Origin of the sequence: Pseudomyxococcus flavus (assembly GCF_050038885.1) — a bacterium.
GTDB lineage: Bacteria > Myxococcota > Myxococcia > Myxococcales > Myxococcaceae > Myxococcus > Myxococcus flavus.
In genome coordinates, this window is sequence record NZ_CP143624.1 from 5343165 (window position 1) to 5363146 (window position 19982).

Below are 19982 nucleotides of genomic sequence, written 5' to 3' on the forward strand. Positions count from 1 at the left end.
CCCCTAGCGATGCTTCGCCTCAGCGTGGACCGCGAGGTGCCCGGTGTAGGCAGCCGCGCATCCACCGTGGGGCGGCTTGAGCAAGCGCGGTGCCGCTTTCGGGATGTCCGAGGGGAAACCGTGGCTCCATCAGGCGGGCTGCCAGGACCTGCCTGCCGGGACAGGTGCCATGGCGGTCAGCCGATGGCACTGCGCGGATAGAGTCACCACCGCTCCCCGTCGAAGTGCCACCGGGTCACAGACATGGCACATCGTGGGAACCCTGGGGCCGCGCTGCACTCGCAGCGCGGCGCCACTCACGGGAGGAAGGCGTCCTTCACCGCGTCGAGCAGCGGATTGGCGCCGGTGGCCGGGTCCGTGCATCCCTGGTTGATGGTCCAGATGATGGTGCCGCCGAACCCGTTGTCATGCGCGAAGGCGCCCTTGGCGGCAATGGCTTGCGGTGAGTCATACGAAATCCACCGCACGGTGCCGTCCTCCACGGGGACGTCGAAGGTGACATAGCTGGCCTGCGCCGCCGCGTCCCAGTGGTGGACGCCCGTGGCGGACAGCTGGAGAATCTTGCTGTAGGGGAAGGAGTTGTCGCTGCCCACGTAGTCGGACCAGTGGGTGTACGGCTGGTAGGGGCCGGTGATGTTTCGCCAGGCCATTCCATAGAAGGGGATGCCCATGCCCAGCTTGGTCTTGGGGATGCCCGCGTTCGCCCAGGCATGGAGGCTGGCGGACACGGACGTGGGGTGATAGCCCGACTCCCCCGTCAGCGCGGAGGTGTACCAGGACAGCCAGCCGCCCCACGGGCCCGTCATCTCGTAGGTCATGACGTTCATCTGGTCCAGGTAGGGAACCAGGTTGGCGAACCAGGGGTCCGCATCCTCCGGGAAGTTGCTGTTCACCCAGCCAATGGGCATGGTGAGCAGCATCTGCGGGCGGGCCGCGCGCAGCGCTTGAATCAGCGCGAGCAGAGACGGTTTGTCGGCGGGCTCCACCGGCTCCCAGTCGATGTCCAGTCCGTCATAGCCAAAGGTATCCATCGCGTTGAGGAGGTTCTGGACGAAGCGCGCGCGGTTCGCGTTGGAGGCGGCGCCCACCCAGCCATGATGCTCGCCCGCGCCACCCACCATGATGAGGGCCTTGCGGCCCGCCGCGTGCGCCCGGGTGGCCAGCGTGCGCGCGATGGCGGGCCCATTCGAGTTGTCGAACTGGGTGTTCACCGTGCCGTCCGGATTGGGCGTGACACGCCCGACGAGGATGTGCGTCAGCGCCGAGAAGTCCACCTTCTCGGGCGGGTACAGGTCGGCGTTCCAGCCGGTGTAGTAGCCCGACACCCACTTGCCGCCCGGCGGAGGCGGCGTGCTCTGCACGGTGACGGTGGCCACCGCGGACTTCGTGGGGGCGGCCTGGCTCGTCGCGACCACGTGATAGGTGCCCGCGGACGCAGGGGCGGTGTAGAGGCCTCCCTGGGTGATGGTGCCGCCGGCCGCGCCTTCCTGGACGGACCACGTCACCGCCGTGTTCGAGCTGCCCGTCACCGTGGCCGTGAAGGCCTGCGTGCCCGAGACGGGCAGCGTGACGGAGGTCGGGGCGATGGCCACCTCCACGGGCGGCGGTGGCGTGGACGGCCTTCGCACCCCCAGCTCGTCGAAGTACAGCGTGGGCAGGCTCAGCCCACCGCCCTCCTGGATCAGCAGCCCCGTCAGCGCCCTCTCCTGGGGAACCAGCACGGAGATGGGCACGTCGCACGTCACCCAGGTATTGGCGCGAATGCGGCCACCGGTGCAGTAGGGGCCCAGCTCGGTGCCGGGCATGAGGGTGCCGTTCACCACGGCCCGCACCAGGAGCACCGCGTTGTCCCCTGACGTTCCGCCATGCACGCGCAGGGTGAACATGGTCCCGGGAGGCGCGGCGAGCGGCGACGTATTGAAATACAGGGCCTCCCGCGCACGCATCGTCGTGGAGATGGAGTAGCGTCCCGCCGCGACGGGCGTGGTGTTGGTGAGTGAGTGCGGCGCCCACGAGTAGTCCTGCCACGGGGCCTCCATGGCATCGCGGTAGATCCAGCTCGTCGTACCGGGCTCGAGCTCGGTAGGGGCCTGCTCCTCCGTTTCACTGCCCTGGATGGAAGCCCCTGCCTCGGCCTGCGCCGCCAGGGCCGCGCTTCCACCCGTGGCCAGGGCCATGGCCATCCATGAAACCAACCATGCGACCAACCGGTTCATTTGCTTCTCCTGTTGAGGCCCGCTGGAATTCATCGCGCATACATGCAACGCCGTGTGACAGCGTCCGGCTGCCTGACTGAGATTGATGGGCCTCGGGCAACCTGGGGGAGGAGCCCTTCATGGCAAAGCCCTCCTCAAGGCCGCTTCCATCACGCTCAAGCCAACAGTCCAGACGCAATGCAGCTCGCCAGTCGGCGTTGGAGGACCTGGCCGCCGGGCACCTCCCGGGACGTAGACAGCGATGAAATCCGCGCACTCCCGCCAGTGTCAGCCGCGAAGGCCTTGCGGCACACGGCGACCGTGGCATGGTCCGGCTGGTATTGAGTGAGATTGGGTTGTATTTGTATGTCTATTGCGCGGCCTGGATGGGACGGCCCAGGCCGCTCATCGGGAGGCCCGGGCCGGGACTGCATGCCGGTACCGCGGCGGGCCTTCCGGCGCGTCAGCGCAGCGGCGCTTCGAGCGGGGCACCGGCCAGGGGCGCCTCCCTCCCGGGCGCCAGGCCGCCGAGGACCTGCTGCGTCTGCGCCCGTGACAGCGCGCCGTTCCCGACGGAGACGACGGCGCTGCCGGGAGTCCGTGCCCGGAACGAGAAGGTGGCCTGGGCCTGGGCGTTCCCCAGGTCGAGCGTCGTCACGGCGGGGCCGGTGCAGGAGGCGTTGGCGAAGAACTGGAGGCCGACGGACGCGGGGCCCGTCGCGGTGACGTCGAAGGTGGTCGCGGCGGAGCGGGACAGGTTTCCGCTGGCGTCCTGGGTCTGGACGATGAGCGGACCCGAGCAGGTGCCCACGGTGGACGTGTGTGCTGGCGTGAGGAACGTCAGGTTTGCCGCGGCGCCCGCGAGCACGTCCACGGCGTACGTGGCTTCAGGCAGGGTCGCCGGGTCATACCCGGCCCCGGTGACGACGTTGGAGTGGATGACGTTGCCGGTGCCCAGGTCGGAGATTCCGGCCTGGTACACGTAGCCGTTGGTCACGTCGTCGTAGTGAATCAGGTTCCCCACGACCTCGATGTCCGTGGGCACCGGCGGAGGGCTGCCGTCCGCGTTGCCCTGGGCCAGGTAGACGCCGATGTCGTTGTTGAACAGGGCGTTGTCCCGGATGGTGACACCTGTCGACAGCGGGCCTCCGTACTGCTCGCCACCGTAGACGAGGATGCCGGCCGCCACGCCCTCGCCGGTGTATGAGTGTCCGGAGATGGAGTTGCCCACGACGCTGCCGGTGGCCCCCAGCCCGAGCTGCACACCCGCCTGGGCGATGTTGCCAATGGGGCCCGCTCCCATGATGCGGTTGCGGGTGACATTCACCACGACGTCTCCCGTGGCCACGATGCCCGCCTTCTGGTGACCGACGAGGAAGCTGTTCCGGATGTCGACGGTGCGCGTCTCCGTCGTGGTGCCCTCGTTGCGGACCATGACGCCCACGCCCTCCTGGCACCCGCCGCTTCCGTCGCCGTGGCGGATGTTGAAGAGCTGCGTGTTGACGACGGAGCCGGAGGCGTTGTCGAAGACGATGCCGGTCAGCATGTCGTCACCGACGTCGCAGACGCTCGCGAGCCCCAGCATCATGAGCCTCAGGTTCCGGTACGAGGCGCTGGTGCCACAGTTGCGCGCGATGGGGCCGACGAAGTGCGTCGTCGGTCCGTCGATGGCGATGATGGAGTGTCCCGCGCCGTCGAGCGTGTAGCCCTCCGGGATGAACATCGTGGAGAAGGTGGCACAGCTGCCCACCAGCGTCAGGACATTTCCGGCCACGGAGACGGGGCAGGGGATGAAGCCACAGGTGGGGTCCTGAAAGGTCTCATGAAGCGAGGCCTCCTGCTTCGCGGTGGCGTGGGCGTGCGTCTCTTCGGGAGAGCGTGCCTCGCCTGAACACCCCACCGCGGGAGCCGCCAGGGCTCCCGTGAGGATGGCCCTGAAATACATCCATCTTGTCCTACGCATGCCGTGCTCCTTCCACTGAGCAGATGCTCGGTTGAGCAGGCCTGGATAGTGTGAGTCCGTGCAGGGCAACATGGACTCTCCGGACGGTGTTGTCGCTCAATGTGGACAGTCTTTCAGGCCCGGGCCCGTGTATGATGCGCGTGGGTTGGTGAGTGCGATTGCACTCCAGCGGCCCTCTTGCCGCATGGCTGTGGCGGATGCCGTCCGTGCGGTGCGCCCGTGGCCGTGTCGGCGCGAGACACAGGGGACGGGGCCCGCGGTGGTGTGGGGTGCACGGGGGACGGGCATTCTCGTCGTTCAGACGACGGGTGACTGCCCCGGAGGGGGGCTCGCTTGCAGCCCCGATGGCGCGTTGCATGGATGCCAGGTTCCTGGTGCCCTGGGGTAACCCTGTTGGGAGGATGCCGCGATGAAGTGTGTGGACACACTGAGCCTGTTCCGTCTGGCGGGCGTGTTGTTGCTGGCCGCGACGGGGTGTGACCTGAAGGATTCGCCGGTCCTCGAACTGGAGCCTTCCGCGTCGGCGAGAGTCCTGGTGGTGCTGCCGCGCTCGCTGGAGGCCACGTCCGTCACGGCGGTTCGCGCCACCGTCACGCCCGCCCATGGCGAGGCCGTGGACGCCGTGCTCGGAGGCGGGGACGGTCTGCGACAGGCGCTGGTGCGGGGGCTTGTCTCCGGCGGCGATGCCCGGGTGCGAGCCACGGTGGAGGGGGCGGGCGGTGACGTCGTGGCGCAGGTGGAGGTTTCAGCCATGACGCTGGACGCCCATCGGACGGCGCTTGCGGTCCTGGTACCCCGGCCCACCGCGCCGAACCGCCCTTCGATGCAAGTGGCCCCGTTCATCGACGCGGTGCTGGCGTCGCTCGCGGAGGTGCGGCCCGGCGGGCAGGTGGCGCTGCGGGCTGTCGCGGAGGACGCCGTCCCGGGCGGAGCGCTCACGTTCGCCTGGCGCGCGTCGCACGGAAGCTTCGGGGACGCCTCGGCGGTCGCGCCCGTGTGGACGGCGCCGGAAGAGCCCGGGCTCGTCACGCTGACGCTCCAGGTGACGAACGCGGCGGGGGCGGGCGCCGTGCTGGACGTCCCGGTACGGGTGGCCAGGGACCATGGCTTTGGCGTGGAGGCGGAAAGCCGACTCAACCGCTGGCCCATGCTGGTGGAGTTCGGGTCGCAGCCTGCCAGCGAGGTCCCCTACGGTGACTCCGTCCAGTTGCACGCGCAGGGCTGGGACGATGATGGGGACGCGCTCACCTACGCATGGACGGCGAGCTGCGAGGGCACCTTCGATGATGCCAGCGCCGCGTCGCCGCGGTTCACGCCGTCGTCGCCGCCGGCCGGGGCCTGCGGGGCGTGCCAGCTCCGCGTCACGGTGCAGGACAGCTGGGGCGGTGTCCGGGAAGACGCGGTGGACCTGTGCGTGGTGCAGCGGCTGCCGCCCGTCATCGTCTCTGTGTCCCAGTCGAGCGCCGAGGCCGTGGGCGGGGACGTGGTCCGTTTCCAGGCGGTGGCGGAGGACCCGTGGGGCGGACCGCTCACCTTCACGTGGACGGCGAACACCGGCCTGCTGGGGCCGTCGTCCCAGCAGGGCGCGCGGGTGGAGGTGAACTGGTCCGAGCTGTCCTGCGTCCCCGCCGGGCAGGTGCCCACCGTGCGGCTCACCGTCACCAATGCGTCCGGGATGAGCGCGACGCACACGTATCAGCTCCGCTGGGAGGGGCGCGGGTGTGGCGCGTTTCCTCCGTGCGCCGCCCGGCTGGAGGATGGCCGGGTGACGTTGACGGCGGACTGCACGACGGAGGGCACGGTGTATGTCCCGGACGGGTACCTGTTCGACGGGGCGGGACACGTGGTGACGGCCGTGGACCCGGAAGGCGACCGCTTCCGGGGCGCGGTGCTCCGGAACCGGGGCGGGACGGCCCACGTCCACGACGTGACGGTGGAGGCGCGAGGCTTGTCGGAGAGCGCATGTGACGGAGGAGAGGCGCTGCTGGGGGGCATCCGCTTCGTGGACGCCAGTGGCTCCATCACCGACAGCCGCGTGAGGGACGTGCGCCAGAATGGAGACCAGGGCACGTGTCAGGAGGGCGTGGCCATCGAGGTGCGCAACGCCCAGGGCGCTTCCCAGGTGACGCAGGTGGAGGTCCTGCGCAACCACGTCACTGGCTATCAGAAGCAGGGCATCCTGGGCTCGGGCCCGGTGGTGCTGGCCGTGGAGGACAACACGGTGGAGGGTGGGGGGCCCGCGGCGGCTATCGCCAGGAACGGCATCCTCCTGAGCGCCGGCGCCACGGGGCACGTGGTGGGCAACCACGTGAGTGGGCATGGCTATACCGGGCCCGGCTACGTCGCCGCCGGCATCCTGGTCATCGGTGGCCCCTACTACGACACCCCGCTGTGTGAGGACATTCGAATCCAGGGCAACACGCTGATGGCGAACGACATCGGCATCGACCTGGCGCAGGCGGAGGCGGGCGGAGGTCCGCTCACCCAATCCACGAGGCTGGTCGTGGTGGAGAACACGTTGCACCATGACGCGGTGGTGAACGGCTTCCCCTATCAGGCAGCCATCTCGGACCTGGGTGGCGCCAACATCATCAGCCGCAACCGCATCAGCGGTGCGGGGTATGACCGGGCCACGCTGCCGGGCGCCACCTTCGACGTGGACGTGGTCGCGGGGGTGGCGGAGCGGGTGACGTTCCTGACGCCGCCTCGGGACGTGGCGGCGGGCGCGTGCTCCGAGGCGCTGGTGGTGCAGAGCCAGGACACCGTGGGCAATCTCTCCCAGCTGGCGTCGGCATTGCTGCGGGTGGAGGCCCAGGGGCCGACAGGCGGTGTGTCTTTCTTCCTCGATGCGGCGTGCACGCAGCCCCTGCCATTGGCGGGAGAAGACAGCGTGGTGTCGCTGGAAGGACCACAGCAGGAGGCCGTGTTCTACTTCCGTGCGTCACAGGCGGGGCCTGTCGGCGTGCGCGTCTGGGGGGATGATGTGGAGGCGTCCCAGGGGCACATCGTGCGGTAGAAGGCCGCGCCAGCTCCGCGGTGGGGAGCGGGCGCGGGCCCTCGCGTTACGGGTAGCAGAACTGCGGCTGGTTGACGCAGTCGCGACACAGGCCATTCACGCACGTGGTGGTGCCAGGGCACCAGTTGTCCGGCTCCGCGCAGGCCAGTCCCTGCTCGATTTCGCCCGGCGCGGGAGCTTCGGCTTCCGGCGGCGGACCCCCACAGCCCAGCAGCGAGACGACGGCCATCAACCCCAAGGCATGCTTCCAGAGTCCATGCATGGAATACTCCTCGTTCGGGTTTGTACGGCCCGATGAGGGTAGCTGACTTCCGTCAGCGATGCGGACCCAGAGGCCGGTCGCGTTCCGCGGTAGGGGTTTTGAATAAAGATTCACCCCGGCCGTTGTCCGCACCGCCAGCGCTTCTTCCGGTTCGCCATGACTCCGAACTCTTCCGGGCCTGCGTACACCATCCAGACCCCTCGCACGCTGATTCGTTGCTGGTCACCCGCGGATGCCGCGCGGGCGCTCCGTGCCATCGAGTCCAGCCTTGACCACCTGCACCCGTGGATGGATTGGGCGCGGAACTATCCGATGAGCGTGGCGCAGCAGGCGGCCGTGCTCCGGCGCTTTCGCGGCCTCTTCGACCTGGGACAGGACTTCACCTATGCGGTGGTCGACCGCAGCGGCATGGAAGTCCTGGGGGGCTCGGGACTGCATCCTCGCGTGGGCGAGGGTGCGCGGGAGATTGGCTATTGGATTGCGGCCGAGCACGCCGGACAGGGGCTCGCGACCGAAGTCGCAGCCGCACTTACACGCGTCGCGTTCGAGCTCGAGGGCGTCCGCCGCGTCGAGATTCATTGCGACCCGCGCAATGTCCGCAGCGTCGCGGTGGCCCGCAAGCTCGGCTTCACGCACGAAGGCACCTTGCGCAAGCGCCTGATGGCACCCGACGGCGTGTACCGCGACATCATGCTCTGGACCTTGCTGGCGGAGGACTACCGGGCCAGCCCCGCGGCCGCCAGCAACCTGGAGGCGTTCGACGTGCTGGGGCAGAAGCTGCTGTAGGCCCCCTGGCTCAGGACTCCGCCGACGCCTTCTCCTGGGCCGCCGGAGCCGCCGTGTCCGGGGCAGCCTCGGGCGCCTGGTTCTCGCGAGCCGGTTCTTCCTCCAGCGTCACGTCCCGCGGCGGCGAAAAGTAGACGCCAATGGTGGTATCCCGGGGAGCACCCAGGTCGACGACGCCTCCGGCAGGGCCGAGCTGCAGATGGCTGCAGCCGAAGAGCGCGAAGAGAGGAAGGGCAGCCAGTCGACGCATGGGATGGACCTCCGTGGGACGGCGGCGCTCATTGAACCGCGCGCATGGTGGGGAATTCCAGGGCCCCGGAGGAGGGGCGGCGCGGTGGTGACTGCAAACACCAGGAGGGAGCGCAGTCACCAGGATGCCGCGGCGCCGGGCCCCGGCCGTGGCCGCTCTGCCTGAACGATTTCAGCAGGTTGTGAGGGCCTTGGCGCGAAGGTGGGCATGGCACGGCGCCTGCTCCTGGTGGCGGCATCCACCCCGAGCAGAAGGACCCCTTCCATGGCGCTCTCCCCCGTTTCCCGTTCGTGCGTCTCCAGCCCCTCCCTCCCGCGCGCCGCCGGAACCGAGGGCCCCGCGACGCCGCGGCAGTCCGCCGCGGGGCTGCGCCAGCTCGAACCGCTCCGGCAGTTGCTCCAGCGCGATGGATTCGACGCGCCGCGGGGCGCGGTGCAGGGCAGTGGCGTGGAGGCGCTGGCGCAGAACTTCGCCAGGCTGGCCCAGCTGCTGACGGACGCCGCTCGCGTCCTGGGGGGTGAGGGCGCCCCGCGGCCGCAGGGGGGCACCCAGCCGCCGGCTCCGGCAACGGCTGCCGCCCCGGCCGCTCCGCGGAACCAGAAGGTCGCGGGCGTCTCCGAGGCACCGGGCGTGTCGAAGGATGGCAACACCATCACCTTCACCAACGATGGCACCTCGCCCATGACCATCCAGTTCACGCCCAACGCAGGGGAGAAGGCGATGGATTCCATCACCCTGGCGCCGGGCAAGACGCAGACCGTCCCATTCCCGGAGAACTGGTCCGGCAACTTCCGGAGCACGTCGGGGGACGGGAGCGCGGCCACGCTGGGCGAGGTCAAGTTCGACGGGGGCTTCGGCAAGACGTACTACGACGTGAGCTACATCGAGGGCCACAACGCCTCCATGACGATGCAGCCCGAGGAGGGCGGCCGGGTGTCTGGCACGCACGACGATTTGCTGGCCGCTGCTCCGGAGGCCATCAAGGCGCGCGACGCGGATGGCTCCGTGTATGGCATCAAGAAGAGCACCACCTCCAACGTCCAGGACCCCGGCGTGGTGGACTTCTACCGGAAGCACGTGGGCGCGGATGAGGGCTACGTCATCCCCACCGACGACGCGAGCACGCTGGGCACCAGCGACAAGAACCTCGTCGTCCGCATGAAGAACCTCGTCTGAGCGAAGCGGGCCCGAGCCGGAAGGCGACGCGCCAGCGTGCGTGGGGGAAGCCGGGCCGCTGACGTGGCGGTCAATGCCGCCAGGTTCGCCGTGTCCGTCGTTCGGTCAGGTACCACGGCGTGTTGATGATGACGATCCGCGGGCCGCCGCGGAACAGGAGCATCATCTTCAGCAGCGTGGCGGTGTGGCTGGGAAGGATGTAGTGATGCCAGCGGCGCTCGACGAGCTCCGGCACGAGCACCGCGATGAACCGGCCCGGATGCTCCGCGGCGAGCCGCCGGACATAGCCGAGCAGCGGGTCCACGAGCTGCCGGTAGGACGGGACGAGCACGTCCAGCCGAGGGGTTGGAAGGCCCGCCGCGCGTAGTGGGGCGGCGACCTGGCACTCCCAGCGCTGCTCCAGCGGCTCCGACGCATCCGGCTGCCCGCGAACCTGCACGGCGTACACGTCCCGGGAGATGGACAGCGCCAGGCGGAGCCCCTTCTGCGTCACGCGGTCCAGCCGCCGCAGGGGCACCACCACCACGGGAGCGGCCAGGGGCTTCACGGGGATGGGGCCGTGGGTCTCCGTCGCGGTGTGGACGCGCTCCGCGTGGTAGCGGGCCGTCCGGAGCAATGCATATGTCAGGGGGATGAAGACGACGGTCAGCCAGGCGCCTTCGGTGAACTTGGCCGTCGCCACCACGACCAGGGCGGTCGCCGTGCAGGCCGCCCCCACGCCGTTCACCCACTGGAACCGGCGCGTGCCGTGCCCGCCCATGCGGCGCCAGTGCATCACCATGCCGAGCTGGGACAGGGTGAAGGCCGACAGCGCCCCCACCGCGAACAGGGGGATGAGGTGGTCCGTCACGCCGTTGAAGAGCACCAGCAGCACCGCGGCCAGCAGTGACAGCACGATGATGCCCGTGGAGTACACGAGCCGCCGGCCCACGTGCGCGAAGGCCGGTGGCAGGTTGCTGTCGAGCGCCAGCGCCCTGCACAGTCGCGGGAAGTCCGCGAAGCTCGTGTTGGCGGACAGGCACAGCACCCCCACGATGGCCGCGAGCGTCACGTAGTAGAAGACACCGCGCCCGGTGATGGCCGCGACGACCTGGGAGAGCACGCTCTGGTAGCCCGCCTGCCCCGGAGGCGTCGCCCCAATCCCGTAGGCGTGGCTCATCCACGCCACCCCGCAGAGCAGCATCACCAGGATGCCGACGATGCCCGCCAGCGTCCGCCGGGCGTTGCGCACGCGGGGCTCGCGGAAGATGGGGACGCCGTTGCTGACGGCCTCGATGCCGGTCATCGCGGTGCAGCCGTTGGCGAAGGCATGCATCAGCAGCCACAGGCTCGCGGTGGCCGTGCTCTCCGGAAGCCGGGGCGGCGCCACGACGGGCACGGGACTTCCGCCGGAGGCCAGCGCCTTCCAGGTCCCGGTGAGCAAGGTGATGCCCAGGCAGCCGACGAAGAGGTAGGTGGGCAGCAGGAAGGCCGTGCCCGCCGTGCGGATGCCTCTCAGGTTCACCAGCATCAGGAAGCCCAGCAGGGCCAGACACAGGGACAGGGTGTGGGGGAAGAGGCTGGGGACCGCGGACACGAGCGCCCCCACTCCGGCCGAAATCGCCACCGCGACGTTGAGCACGTAGTCCAGCGCCAGCGCGGCGGCCGCCAGCAGCGCGGGCCGCACGCCGAGGTTCGCCCGGGCCACGGAGAAGGAGCCACCGCCGTCGGGGTAGGCGGCAATCGTCTGCCGGTAGGAGAACTGCACCACGAGGAGCAACGCCACGATGATGCTGGTGAGCAGCCCGATGTACTGGAGCCCCGCGCCGCCCAGGACGAGCAGGGCGGTGAGCGCGGCCTCGGGCCCGTAGGCCGCGGATGCCAGCGCATCGAGCCCGAGCACGGGAATGCCGGTCAGCGGGCCAATCCTCTCCTCTTCCGCCTGCTCGTTCGGGATGGGCCTGCCGAACAGGAGCTGCCGCAGGGACATGCCTGGAAGGTAGTACCGGGCACGCGAGGACTCCGACTGGCGGCGGGCCATGCGCCCGGCCCTACTTGGAAAGTTCCTGCGGGCTGCGCACCCTCGTCATGGATTTCCACTGCATGACGGAGGCGCCATGACCCCGCCCGAGTTGACGGCCCAGGAGCTGCAACATCAGGTGCATTCGCTAGGGGAGTGGTTCCACAACCTGGACCTGCGTGGCGTGCAGACGGCGCCCCTGCACCCGTTGGGGGACTTCCCGTCGGTGTTCTGGAAGACCTTCCAGCGGGCCTTTCCCCGGGACCTGAGGGGCAAGTCCGTCCTCGACATCGGCTGCAACGGAGGCTTCTACAGCATCGAGATGAAGCGGCGGGGCGCATCCCGCGTGGTGGGTATCGACAGCGACCCGCGCTACCTGGCCCAGGCCCGGCTCGCCACCCAGGTGCTGGGCGTGGACGTGGAGCTGCACCAGCTCGACGTGTACGACGCCCGCTGGCTGGGCGAGAAGTTCGACGTCGTGCTGTTCATGGGCGTCCTCTACCACCTGCGCCATCCGCTGCTCGCGCTGGACCTGCTGCACGAGCACGTCGTGAAGGACCTGCTCATCTTCCAGACGATGGAGCGCGGCAGCACGCAGGTGGGCCCCGTGGCGGAGGATTATCCCATCGGCGAGCGGTCCGTCTTCGAGCGGCCGGACTTTCCGAAGCTGCACTTCATCGAGCACCGGTACGCGGGGGACCCGACCAACTGGTGGGTCCCCAACGCCGCGTGCTCGGAGGCCATGCTCCGCTCCGCGGGCTTCGAGGTGCTCGAGCGACCCGCGCGGGAAATCTATCTGTGCAGGCGGAACACGCGGCCGGAGGTGCGCCGATGATTGAAGCGGTGAAGTTGTGGAACGAGCCCAACAACATGTCGCACTGGGACTTCGGGCTCGACCCGGACTGGCGCATCTTCTCGCGCATGGTGCGCCTGGCGGGCGAGGCGGTGCGCGCGGAGAGTCCGCGGCTGCCGCGGGTGCTGGGCGGCATGGCGCCCATCGACGCCTCGTTCCTTCGCCGCATGGAGGCGCAGGGCGCCCTGGACGAGGTGGACATCGTCGCGGTGCACGGGTTCCCGCTCGACTGGAACCACTGGCAGCTGGACGAGTGGCCCCAGCGCCTGGAGGAGATTCGCGCCGTGTCACGCCATCCCGTCTGGGTGACGGAGGTGGGCGTCTCCACCTTCGGCGCGGAGGAGGTGCAGGAGTTCGGCCTGCGCCGCACGGCGGAGCTCCTGCTGGGCAACGTGGACCGCGTGCACTGGTACAGCCTCTATGACCTGCCCAAGGCCTGGCCCGCCACCACGCGTCACCGGGAGGCGGAGGGCTCGTCGTACTACCGCCACTTCTACATGGGCCTGCTGCGCGAGGACGGCTCACCCAAGCGCGCGATGCGCCACTTCGCGGACTACACGCCCCAGCTCGGCATCTGCCAGTGGTTCCACTTCGAGGACCATCGGCTGGATGACGCGGTGGCGTGGCTGCGGAAGATGGGGGTCCGCAAGCTGCGCACCGGACTGAGCTGGGCGGACAGCCACCGGCCCGGCGCCGAAGCCTGGTTCGACCGGCAGATGCGGGCGCTGGACGGCTTCGAGGTGACGCTGACCTACTGCTTCACGCCGGGCTCCCGCGGCCTCCGGGACCACCACACGAGCCCGCCCCAGCAGGTGGAGGAGTTCGCGGACTTCTGCGCGCGGATGACCCGCAGGTACGCGCGCTGACGCGGGTCAGTGTCGGACCCGCGCGGGTGCCAGCAGGGCGTCCCGGAGCAGGGCCGTGTAGCGCGCCGCCGCGCCACGAAGCCGCAGGGCCTCTGCGGGGGCCACCGTCTCCAACGCGGTGGCCGCCAGGAGCTGATGGCCGACCTGGAAGGCCAGATAGCAGGGCCGGTAGAAGGCCCGCAGCGCGGCGCTGACGGGGCGGCCGCTCACCTGCGCGACGTGCGCCGCGAGCGCCGTCTCCGAGGTGGCGTCGAGCCCCAGCTCCACCGCGGCCCCCACCACATCCCAGGCCACGTCCTGACAGCCCACCAGGTCGTGCCCGGCATGGTGGTCCACCGCATCCGCCTTGAGGAGCCGCCCGCCGGGCAGCACGAGCCACTCCCATGCTTGCAGCTTGTTGTCCGTCTCCACGCGGCGCAGCGCGTGCGCGAGCGCCACCAGATGGGGGGCCCAGGCCTGTTGCAGTCGCCGCGCCAGCGCTTCCCCATCTCCGCCCAACGCGCGCGCGGCGTTGTAGCGCGCCATCTCCAGCAGGGCGTCCAGCGAGGCGCCCCGGTCTGACGCTTCCACCGGAAAGTGGCGCGCACGGAAGCCGAGATAGTCGCCCACGCGCCCGCTCCACCGCGAGCGCTCGTGCTCCGGTGCCAGGGCCAGGGGACGCGCGTCCCCGAGCCAACGCTGGACGAGGAACCCATGGCGCAGTCCTTCCACTCGGGGGCTGAACCCGGCGTCCGCGAGCTGCCGCGCCCGGTGCAGTCGCCGCGCTCCGAAGTCTCCCAGCCCCGCGAACTTGAGCAGGAAGACGCCGCGCGGCGTGGTGAGCCGGTACTTGCGCCGCTCCTGCTGCACGTGCACGGCGGGCCAGGTGTCCACATCGGGGAACACGCCGCGCCGCCATGCCCCCGCGCCCAGGTCTTCCAGGGGGCCGATGGCGGGACCCGTGAGGTCCTCGCACCAGCGGATGAGGGGCGTCAGCACCGCGTCGAAGTCCGCCACGTACCTCCGTGCGCCCGACCACCGCGCCCGATGTCGCTCGCTGGCCATGGGGCCGAGCCCTCCCGTGTGGCTGGGGAAGAAGCACAGCCGCTGCGGGGCCACGCCCCGGTCCTCCAGGAAGTCCGCCACCGCGCCGAAGGAGCTGCCCGACAGGCCTGGTCCTTCGTCCACGATGGCCACGTCGCCACGCGTGGCACGTGTGAGCAGCTCGCGCTCCAGGGCGGGGCCCAGGTGGCAGGTGCGCTGGAAGGGATGCCCCACGGGACGCACGGTGATGGGGGGCGCCGCCGTCACCGTCGCCGCGACACCACACGCCAGGCTCGCGCCGATGCCTCGAATGCCCACCACCAGCGGCGGATGCAGTGCGCGCAGCGCCTTCGCGGCCTCCAGGTACAGCTCTGGGTAGAGGGCATGGTAGGCGTAGCCCTCAGGCACGGAGCAACCCACGCGCTCGGGGAGCGGCAGGCGCTCCAGCGCGTCGAGCGTGGCGGCGGGCACCGGCATCACCTCGGCGAAGCCCGTCGTCCAGGAGCGCTGGAGCGCCCGGGCGAGGGCGAAGGGGAGCGCGAGACATGCGGCGCCAAGCGGCCCGGGCTCGTCGCGTTGCCGGTCCGCGAAGTCCCGGTCGAGCACGCCCTGCGCCAGGGCGCCTGCATCGATGAACAGGGAGACCAGCGCTACATGGCGGTCGAGTCCAGGTGCCATCGTCGCCCACCGTTGGAGCGCTGTGCGGAGCGCCGCCACGAGCTCCCGAGGGTGTGCTTCCCTCGGGGTGTCTCCATAGACGCGCATCCGCTCCTCATCCGTCCTGGCGCAGGTGGCTGTAGGCGATGTCCGCGAGCGCGTCGAACGCGGGGACCTCCCAGGGCACGTCCCGGGAATCGCGGAGCGCCCGGGTGTACGCGATGAACGCCGTCAGCTGTTCGGGGCTGGGAGACACACGCCGTCGGCGGCGCTTGGCGAGTGACAAGGCCTCCAGGGGCGCGAGCCCGTCTTCCACGAGGACACAGAGCGCCAGCAGCGCGCTGCGGCCAATGCCATGCTCACAGTGGATGAGGACCTTCTCCTGGCGTTGCAGCCGTGAGCGGACCCACGCCACCCCGTCCAGAAGCATGGGCAGCCGGATGGCGCAGGTGTCTTGCGTGGGCAGGTGGAGCAGGGTGATGCCGTGCCTGCGGAGCACCCGCTCGTCGTCGCAGTCCTCCACGCGGACATCCACCACGGAGCGGATGCCCAGGTGGCCGGCCAGGTAGGCCGCAGCCTCCATGGGGTAGCGGCCCCCCACGCAGAGCGCTGGCGTCATGGCGTCGAGGTTGAGCTCCCACGTCCGCGAATGTCCCCGCATGGCTGCCTCCCCACGCTGCCGGTGCCGTCGTCCATGGAAGATAGGGAGGGCCACGCCAGGGACGGCATCCGTTCACGGGTTCGTCAGGCCAGCGGGCTCACGGTCATCCGCAAGCCCAGGCGTTCCCCGTGGCGCTCCGCGCGCGGTGACGCGGCACCCGGCCCGCCGTGCGCCGGCGCGGGCGTCAGCGCCAGGACACAGGGCGCGTGACGTGTCATCCGCCGGAGGCCAGGGACGTTCTGCGGTCCACGGCCGCCCGGCACGTCCCACGGGGCGGGTTGCCTGGGCGCTGACGGCGACACAGAACGGCAGGAGCACACCCGGGACGGGAGGAGCGGGATGGCGGACGGAATGATGCGGGCGGCGGTCGTCGCCGGGCCTGGACGGACGCGGGTGGACCACATCGCCCGGCCCGAGCCCGGTCCGGGCGCGGTGCGCGTGCGGCTGGAGGGCTGCGGCGTCTGTGGCTCCAACCTGCCCACCTGGGAAGGACGTGACTGGTTCCAGTACCCGCTGCGGCCCGGCACTCCGGGCCATGAGGGCTGGGGCGTGGTGGATGCGCTGGGCAGCGGCGTGACGGGGCTTCGCGTGGGGGACCGGGTGGCCACGCTCTCCTCGGCGGCCTTCGCGGAGTACGACGTGGTGGACGCGTCGTCGGCGGTGGTGCTCCCGCCCTCGCTCGAGGGCAAGCCCTTTCCCGGGGAGCCGCTGGGGTGCGGCATGAACATCTTCCGCCGCAGCGACCTCCAGGCGGGGCAGACGGTGGCCATCATCGGCATCGGCTTCCTGGGCGCGGTGGTGACGCGGCTCGCGGCGAACGCGGGGGCGAGGGTCATCGCCATCTCCCGGCGCCCCTTCGCCCTGGAGCTGGCCCGCGCCTACGGCGCCACCGAGTGCATCCCCCTGGACGACCATGGCCGCATCATCGAGCGTGTGAAGGCGCTCACCCAGGGCGCCCTCTGTGACAGGGTCATCGAGGTCGTCGGGACGCAGTGGCCGCTCGACCTCGCCGGCGAGCTCACCCGCGAGCGGGGACGGCTCGTCATCGCGGGCTACCATCAGGACGGTCCCCGCCAGGTGAACATGCAGCTGTGGAACTGGCGTGGCCTGGACGTCATCAACGCCCATGAGCGGGACCCGCGCGTCTACGTGGAAGGCATCCGGCTCGCCGTGGAGGCCGTGGCCTCTGGCGCGCTCGACCCTTATCCCCTCTTCACCCACCACTTCCGCCTGGACGAGCTCGGCCGCGCCTTCGAGGCCCTGCGCTCCCGCCCGGACGGCTTCCTCAAGGCCCTGGTCACCCCATGAGCACGCCAACCCGGCACCGGCCCCGGCTCGGCTTCCTGGGCGTGGGGTGGATTGGCCGCCACCGGATGGAGGCCCTGGTCCGCGATGTGGCCGTGGACGTGGTGGGCGTGGTGGACCCCTCGGATGCCGCCGCCCAGGAGGCGAGGAAGCTCGCGCCAGGCTGTGAGCGGGTGGACTCCCTGGACGCGCTGCTCGCGCTGGCTCCGGACGGCGTCGTCATCGCCACGCCCAGCGCCGTCCACGCGGAGCAGTCCATCCAGGCGCTGGAGCGCGGGGTGGCGGTGTTCTGCCAGAAGCCGCTGGGCCGCACGGCGGACGAGGTCCGGCGCGTGGTGGAGGCCGCGCGCCAGGCAGACGTGCTGCTCGGCGTGGACTTCAGCTACCGCTTCACGGAGGGGCTGCGCCGACTGCGAGCGCACCACCAGTCCGGCGCGCTGGGGCACGTGCACGCCGTCAACCTCGTCTTCCACAACGCCTATGGTCCGGACAAGCCGTGGTTCTACGAGCCGGCGCTCGCGGGCGGCGGCTGCGTCATGGACCTGGGCATCCACCTGGTGGACCTGGCGCTGTGGGTGCTCGACTTCCCCGCCGTCCGCAGGGTGAGCAGCCAGCGCTTCGCCCAGGGGCGTCCGGTGCGTGGCCGCGACACGGCCGTGGAGGACTACGCCGCCGCCCTGCTGGAGTTGGAGGGAGGCACCGCCGTCCAGCTCGCCTGTTCCTGGAAGCTGTCGGCGGGCTGCGACGCGGTGATTGAAGCCTCGTTCTATGGCACGGACGGCGGCGCGGCGTTCCGCAACGTGAATGGCTCGTTCTACGACTTCACGGCCGACGCCTTCCGGGGCACCGGGCGTGAGCGGCTCGCCGAGCCCCCGGATGGCTGGGGCGGACGGGCCGCCGTGGACTGGGCCACCCGTCTGGCCCAGGGCGAGCGCTTCACGCCGGAGAACGAGCAACTGGTCCGGGTCGCCGAGGTGCTCGACAGCCTCTACGCCTGAGAGCGTCCGCATGCCCGTCTCCCGAGACGCGGAGGTGTCGGGCCCCGCGGACTGACGGAAGGGGCGGGCGGGACACGCCGTTCCTCGTCGGACCATGCAGACTCCTCCCGTCTCACGCGGCGCGATGTGGCGAGCGCTGGGCTACCTGCGGCCCTACCGTCGCACCATCGCCTTCATCCTGTTGCTCGTCCTGACCTCCGCGAGCCTGAACGCCCTGGAGCCGTTGGTCCTCAAGAGCATCTTCGACCACCTGGGCAGCGCCGACGCCACGAAGCCCGTGCTGGTGGGCGTGGGGCTGCTGGTGCTCATGGGGCTGGCGCGCGAGGCGCTGGGAGCCGCCTCCAACTGGCTCACCTGGCGCACCCGCATCCAGGTGCACTTCGCCCTCAACGAGGCCACCGTGACGCGGCTGCACCGGCTGCCGCTCAGCTTCCACCGGCAGGAGGGCGTGGGCGCGCTGATGACGCGGATGGACCGCGGGCTCCAGGGCTTCGTGGGCGCCATCACCGAGCTCACCTTCAACGTCATCCCCGCCGCGGTGTACCTGTGCATCGCGGTGGGCGTCATGTTCCAGCTCGACTGGCGGCTGGCGATGCTGGCCCTGGCCTTCGCGCCGCTGCCCGTGCTCATCGCCCGGCGCGCCGCCCCCGTGCAGGCGCGGCGCGAGGAGTCGCTGCTGGAGCGGTGGACGCAAATCTACGCCCGCTTCAACGAGGTGCTCTCCGGCATCATCACCGTGAAGAGCTTCGCCATGGAGGAGCGGGAGAAGCAGCGCTTCCTGCATGGGGTTCAGGACGCCAACGCGGTCGTCACGCGGGGCGTGGCCTTCGACTCGGCGGTGACGGCTGGCCAGAATACCACCGTCCTCATCGCGCGCGTGGCCTCCATCTGCATGGGCGGCCTGCTGGTGATGAAGGGACAGCTCACCGTGGGAACGCTGGTGGCGTTCCTGGGCTACATCGGCGGCCTCTTCGGCCCGGTGCAGGGGCTGAGCGGCGTGTACAAGACGCTGCGGACGGCGTCGGTGGCCATCCGTCAGGTCTTCTCCATCCTCGACGCGCAGGACTCGCTGGGCGACGCCGAGGACGCTCGGGAAGTCACGCACATGCGCGGTGACGTGACGTTCGAGGACGTCCACTTCGCCTATCCCTCGGGCGCCGGCCAGCCGCTCATCAACGGCATCTCCCTCCACGTCCGCCACGGCGAGACGGTGGCCCTGGTGGGGCCCAGCGGCGCGGGCAAGACGACGCTGATGAGCCTCTTGTGCCGCTTCTATGACCCGGACCAGGGCGTCGTGCGCGTCGACGGGAGCGACCTCCGGACGCTCAAGCAGCTGTCGCTGCGGCGCCACATCGGCGTGGTGCTCCAGGACGCGTTGCTCTTCAACGAGAGCGTGCGCGCGAACATCGCCTACGGGCGGCCCCACGCCTCGGAGGCGGAAATCGAGGCCGCGGCGCGGGCGGCGCACGCGCACGAGTTCATCCGCAACCTCCCCCAGGGCTACGACACGCTGGTGGGCGAGCGCGGCAGCCGGCTGTCCGCCGGTGAGCGGCAGCGCATCGCCATCGCACGCTCGCTGCTGAAGAACCCGCCCATCCTCATCCTCGACGAGCCCACCAGCGCGCTCGACGCGGAGAGCGAGGCGTTGGTGCAGGACGCGCTCGGCGAGCTGATGAAGGGCCGGACCACCTTCGCCATCGCGCACCGGCTCTCCACGGTGGTGAACGCGGACCGAATCCTGGTGCTCAAGGACGGCCGCATCATCGAGGAGGGGACGCACGTGGAGCTGATGCGCCGGGACGGTTACTACGCCTCGCTCGTGCGCAAGCAGACGCGGGGGCTGCTCCCCGAGCTGCCCGCGTCGCCGGTGCCGCCGGCGTCCACGCCCGTGGCCGCGTAGGGGCCCGCCACCCTGGCGGCTCGTGAGCAGCCATGAGGGAGGCGCTCCCCCGGGCGCCGGCCCGCGGCGTGC

General features: G+C 70.5%; 15 protein-coding genes. 8 read left to right on the top strand and 7 right to left on the bottom strand.

Going from position 1 to position 19982, the window contains the following annotated elements:
- Positions 1–296: 296 nt before the first annotated feature.
- Complete coding sequence (locus tag VZL07_RS22300; protein WP_426749627.1) at positions 297–2216, bottom strand: glycosyl hydrolase family 18 protein; 1920 nt, start codon at positions 2214–2216, stop codon at positions 297–299.
- Between the two features lie 442 nt (positions 2217–2658).
- Positions 2659–4158 carry a right-handed parallel beta-helix repeat-containing protein gene (locus tag VZL07_RS22305; protein ID WP_426749628.1) on the bottom strand — a complete coding sequence of 500 codons (1500 nt, stop codon included), beginning with the start codon at positions 4156–4158 and terminating at the stop codon, positions 2659–2661.
- Between the two features lie 409 nt (positions 4159–4567).
- Here VZL07_RS22305 and VZL07_RS22310 point away from each other — a divergent pair, with 409 nt between their 5' ends.
- Positions 4568–7174 carry a right-handed parallel beta-helix repeat-containing protein gene (locus VZL07_RS22310; protein ID WP_426749629.1) on the top strand — a complete coding sequence of 869 codons (2607 nt, stop codon included), beginning with the start codon at positions 4568–4570 and terminating at the stop codon, positions 7172–7174.
- Between the two features lie 46 nt (positions 7175–7220).
- On the opposite strand, the gene VZL07_RS22315 is transcribed toward VZL07_RS22310, so the two are convergent.
- Positions 7221–7436 (bottom strand): hypothetical protein, encoded by a 216-nt coding sequence (locus tag VZL07_RS22315; RefSeq protein ID WP_426749630.1) that lies wholly within the window; start codon positions 7434–7436, stop codon positions 7221–7223.
- A 156-nt stretch (positions 7437–7592) separates the two neighbouring features.
- Here VZL07_RS22315 and VZL07_RS22320 point away from each other — a divergent pair, with 156 nt between their 5' ends.
- On the top strand, positions 7593–8222 hold the full coding sequence (locus VZL07_RS22320) for a GNAT family N-acetyltransferase (protein ID WP_426749631.1): 630 nt from the start codon (positions 7593–7595) through the stop codon (positions 8220–8222).
- Between the two features lie 10 nt (positions 8223–8232).
- On the opposite strand, the gene VZL07_RS22325 is transcribed toward VZL07_RS22320, so the two are convergent.
- On the bottom strand, positions 8233–8472 hold the full coding sequence (locus VZL07_RS22325; RefSeq protein ID WP_426749632.1) for a hypothetical protein: 240 nt from the start codon (positions 8470–8472) through the stop codon (positions 8233–8235).
- A gap of 264 nt (positions 8473–8736) precedes the next feature.
- Between VZL07_RS22325 and VZL07_RS22330 the strand changes: the two genes are divergently transcribed.
- Positions 8737–9648, top strand: a complete 912-nt coding sequence (locus VZL07_RS22330) for a hypothetical protein (RefSeq protein ID WP_426749633.1) — start codon at positions 8737–8739, stop codon at positions 9646–9648.
- Between the two features lie 70 nt (positions 9649–9718).
- Here VZL07_RS22330 and VZL07_RS22335 read toward each other — a convergent pair whose 3' ends face one another.
- Complete coding sequence (locus tag VZL07_RS22335; RefSeq protein ID WP_426749634.1) at positions 9719–11668, bottom strand: APC family permease; 1950 nt, start codon at positions 11666–11668, stop codon at positions 9719–9721.
- A gap of 76 nt (positions 11669–11744) precedes the next feature.
- Between VZL07_RS22335 and VZL07_RS22340 the strand changes: the two genes are divergently transcribed.
- Together VZL07_RS22340 and VZL07_RS22345 are read left to right on the top strand one after the other, a co-directional pair.
- Positions 11745–12482 carry a TIGR04290 family methyltransferase gene (locus tag VZL07_RS22340; RefSeq protein ID WP_426749635.1) on the top strand — a complete coding sequence of 246 codons (738 nt, stop codon included), beginning with the start codon at positions 11745–11747 and terminating at the stop codon, positions 12480–12482.
- Positions 12479–13366: a beta-xylosidase gene (locus VZL07_RS22345; protein ID WP_426749636.1), complete on the top strand. Its 888-nt coding sequence runs from the start codon at positions 12479–12481 to the stop codon at positions 13364–13366. Before VZL07_RS22340 ends, VZL07_RS22345 begins: the two co-directional genes overlap by 4 nt.
- Before the next feature lie 6 nt (positions 13367–13372).
- Here the strand turns inward: VZL07_RS22345 and VZL07_RS22350 are convergent, their stop codons facing one another.
- Entirely contained in the window at positions 13373–15067 is a 1695-nt protein-coding gene (locus tag VZL07_RS22350) for a hypothetical protein (protein WP_426749637.1), read from the bottom strand.
- 94 nt (positions 15068–15161) lie between these two features.
- The gene (locus VZL07_RS22355) at positions 15162–15707 is read right to left on the bottom strand and encodes a protein-tyrosine phosphatase family protein (protein WP_426749638.1); all 546 of its coding nucleotides are present in this window, start codon (positions 15705–15707) and stop codon (positions 15162–15164) included.
- A 339-nt stretch (positions 15708–16046) separates the two neighbouring features.
- Between VZL07_RS22355 and VZL07_RS22360 the strand changes: the two genes are divergently transcribed.
- From VZL07_RS22360 to VZL07_RS22370, 3 genes are all read left to right on the top strand, one after another.
- Positions 16047–17015, top strand: a complete 969-nt coding sequence (locus VZL07_RS22360; protein WP_426749639.1) for an MDR/zinc-dependent alcohol dehydrogenase-like family protein — start codon at positions 16047–16049, stop codon at positions 17013–17015.
- A complete protein-coding gene (locus VZL07_RS22365; protein ID WP_426749640.1) occupies positions 17012–18010 on the top strand; it encodes a Gfo/Idh/MocA family protein in 999 nt (332 codons plus the stop codon). The genes VZL07_RS22360 and VZL07_RS22365 overlap by 4 nt, the downstream gene beginning before the upstream one ends.
- A 94-nt stretch (positions 18011–18104) precedes the next feature.
- Positions 18105–19910, top strand: coding sequence for an ABC transporter ATP-binding protein (locus VZL07_RS22370; protein ID WP_426749641.1), 1806 nt, complete (start codon positions 18105–18107; stop codon positions 19908–19910).
- The last annotated feature ends 72 nt before the right edge of the window (positions 19911–19982 follow it).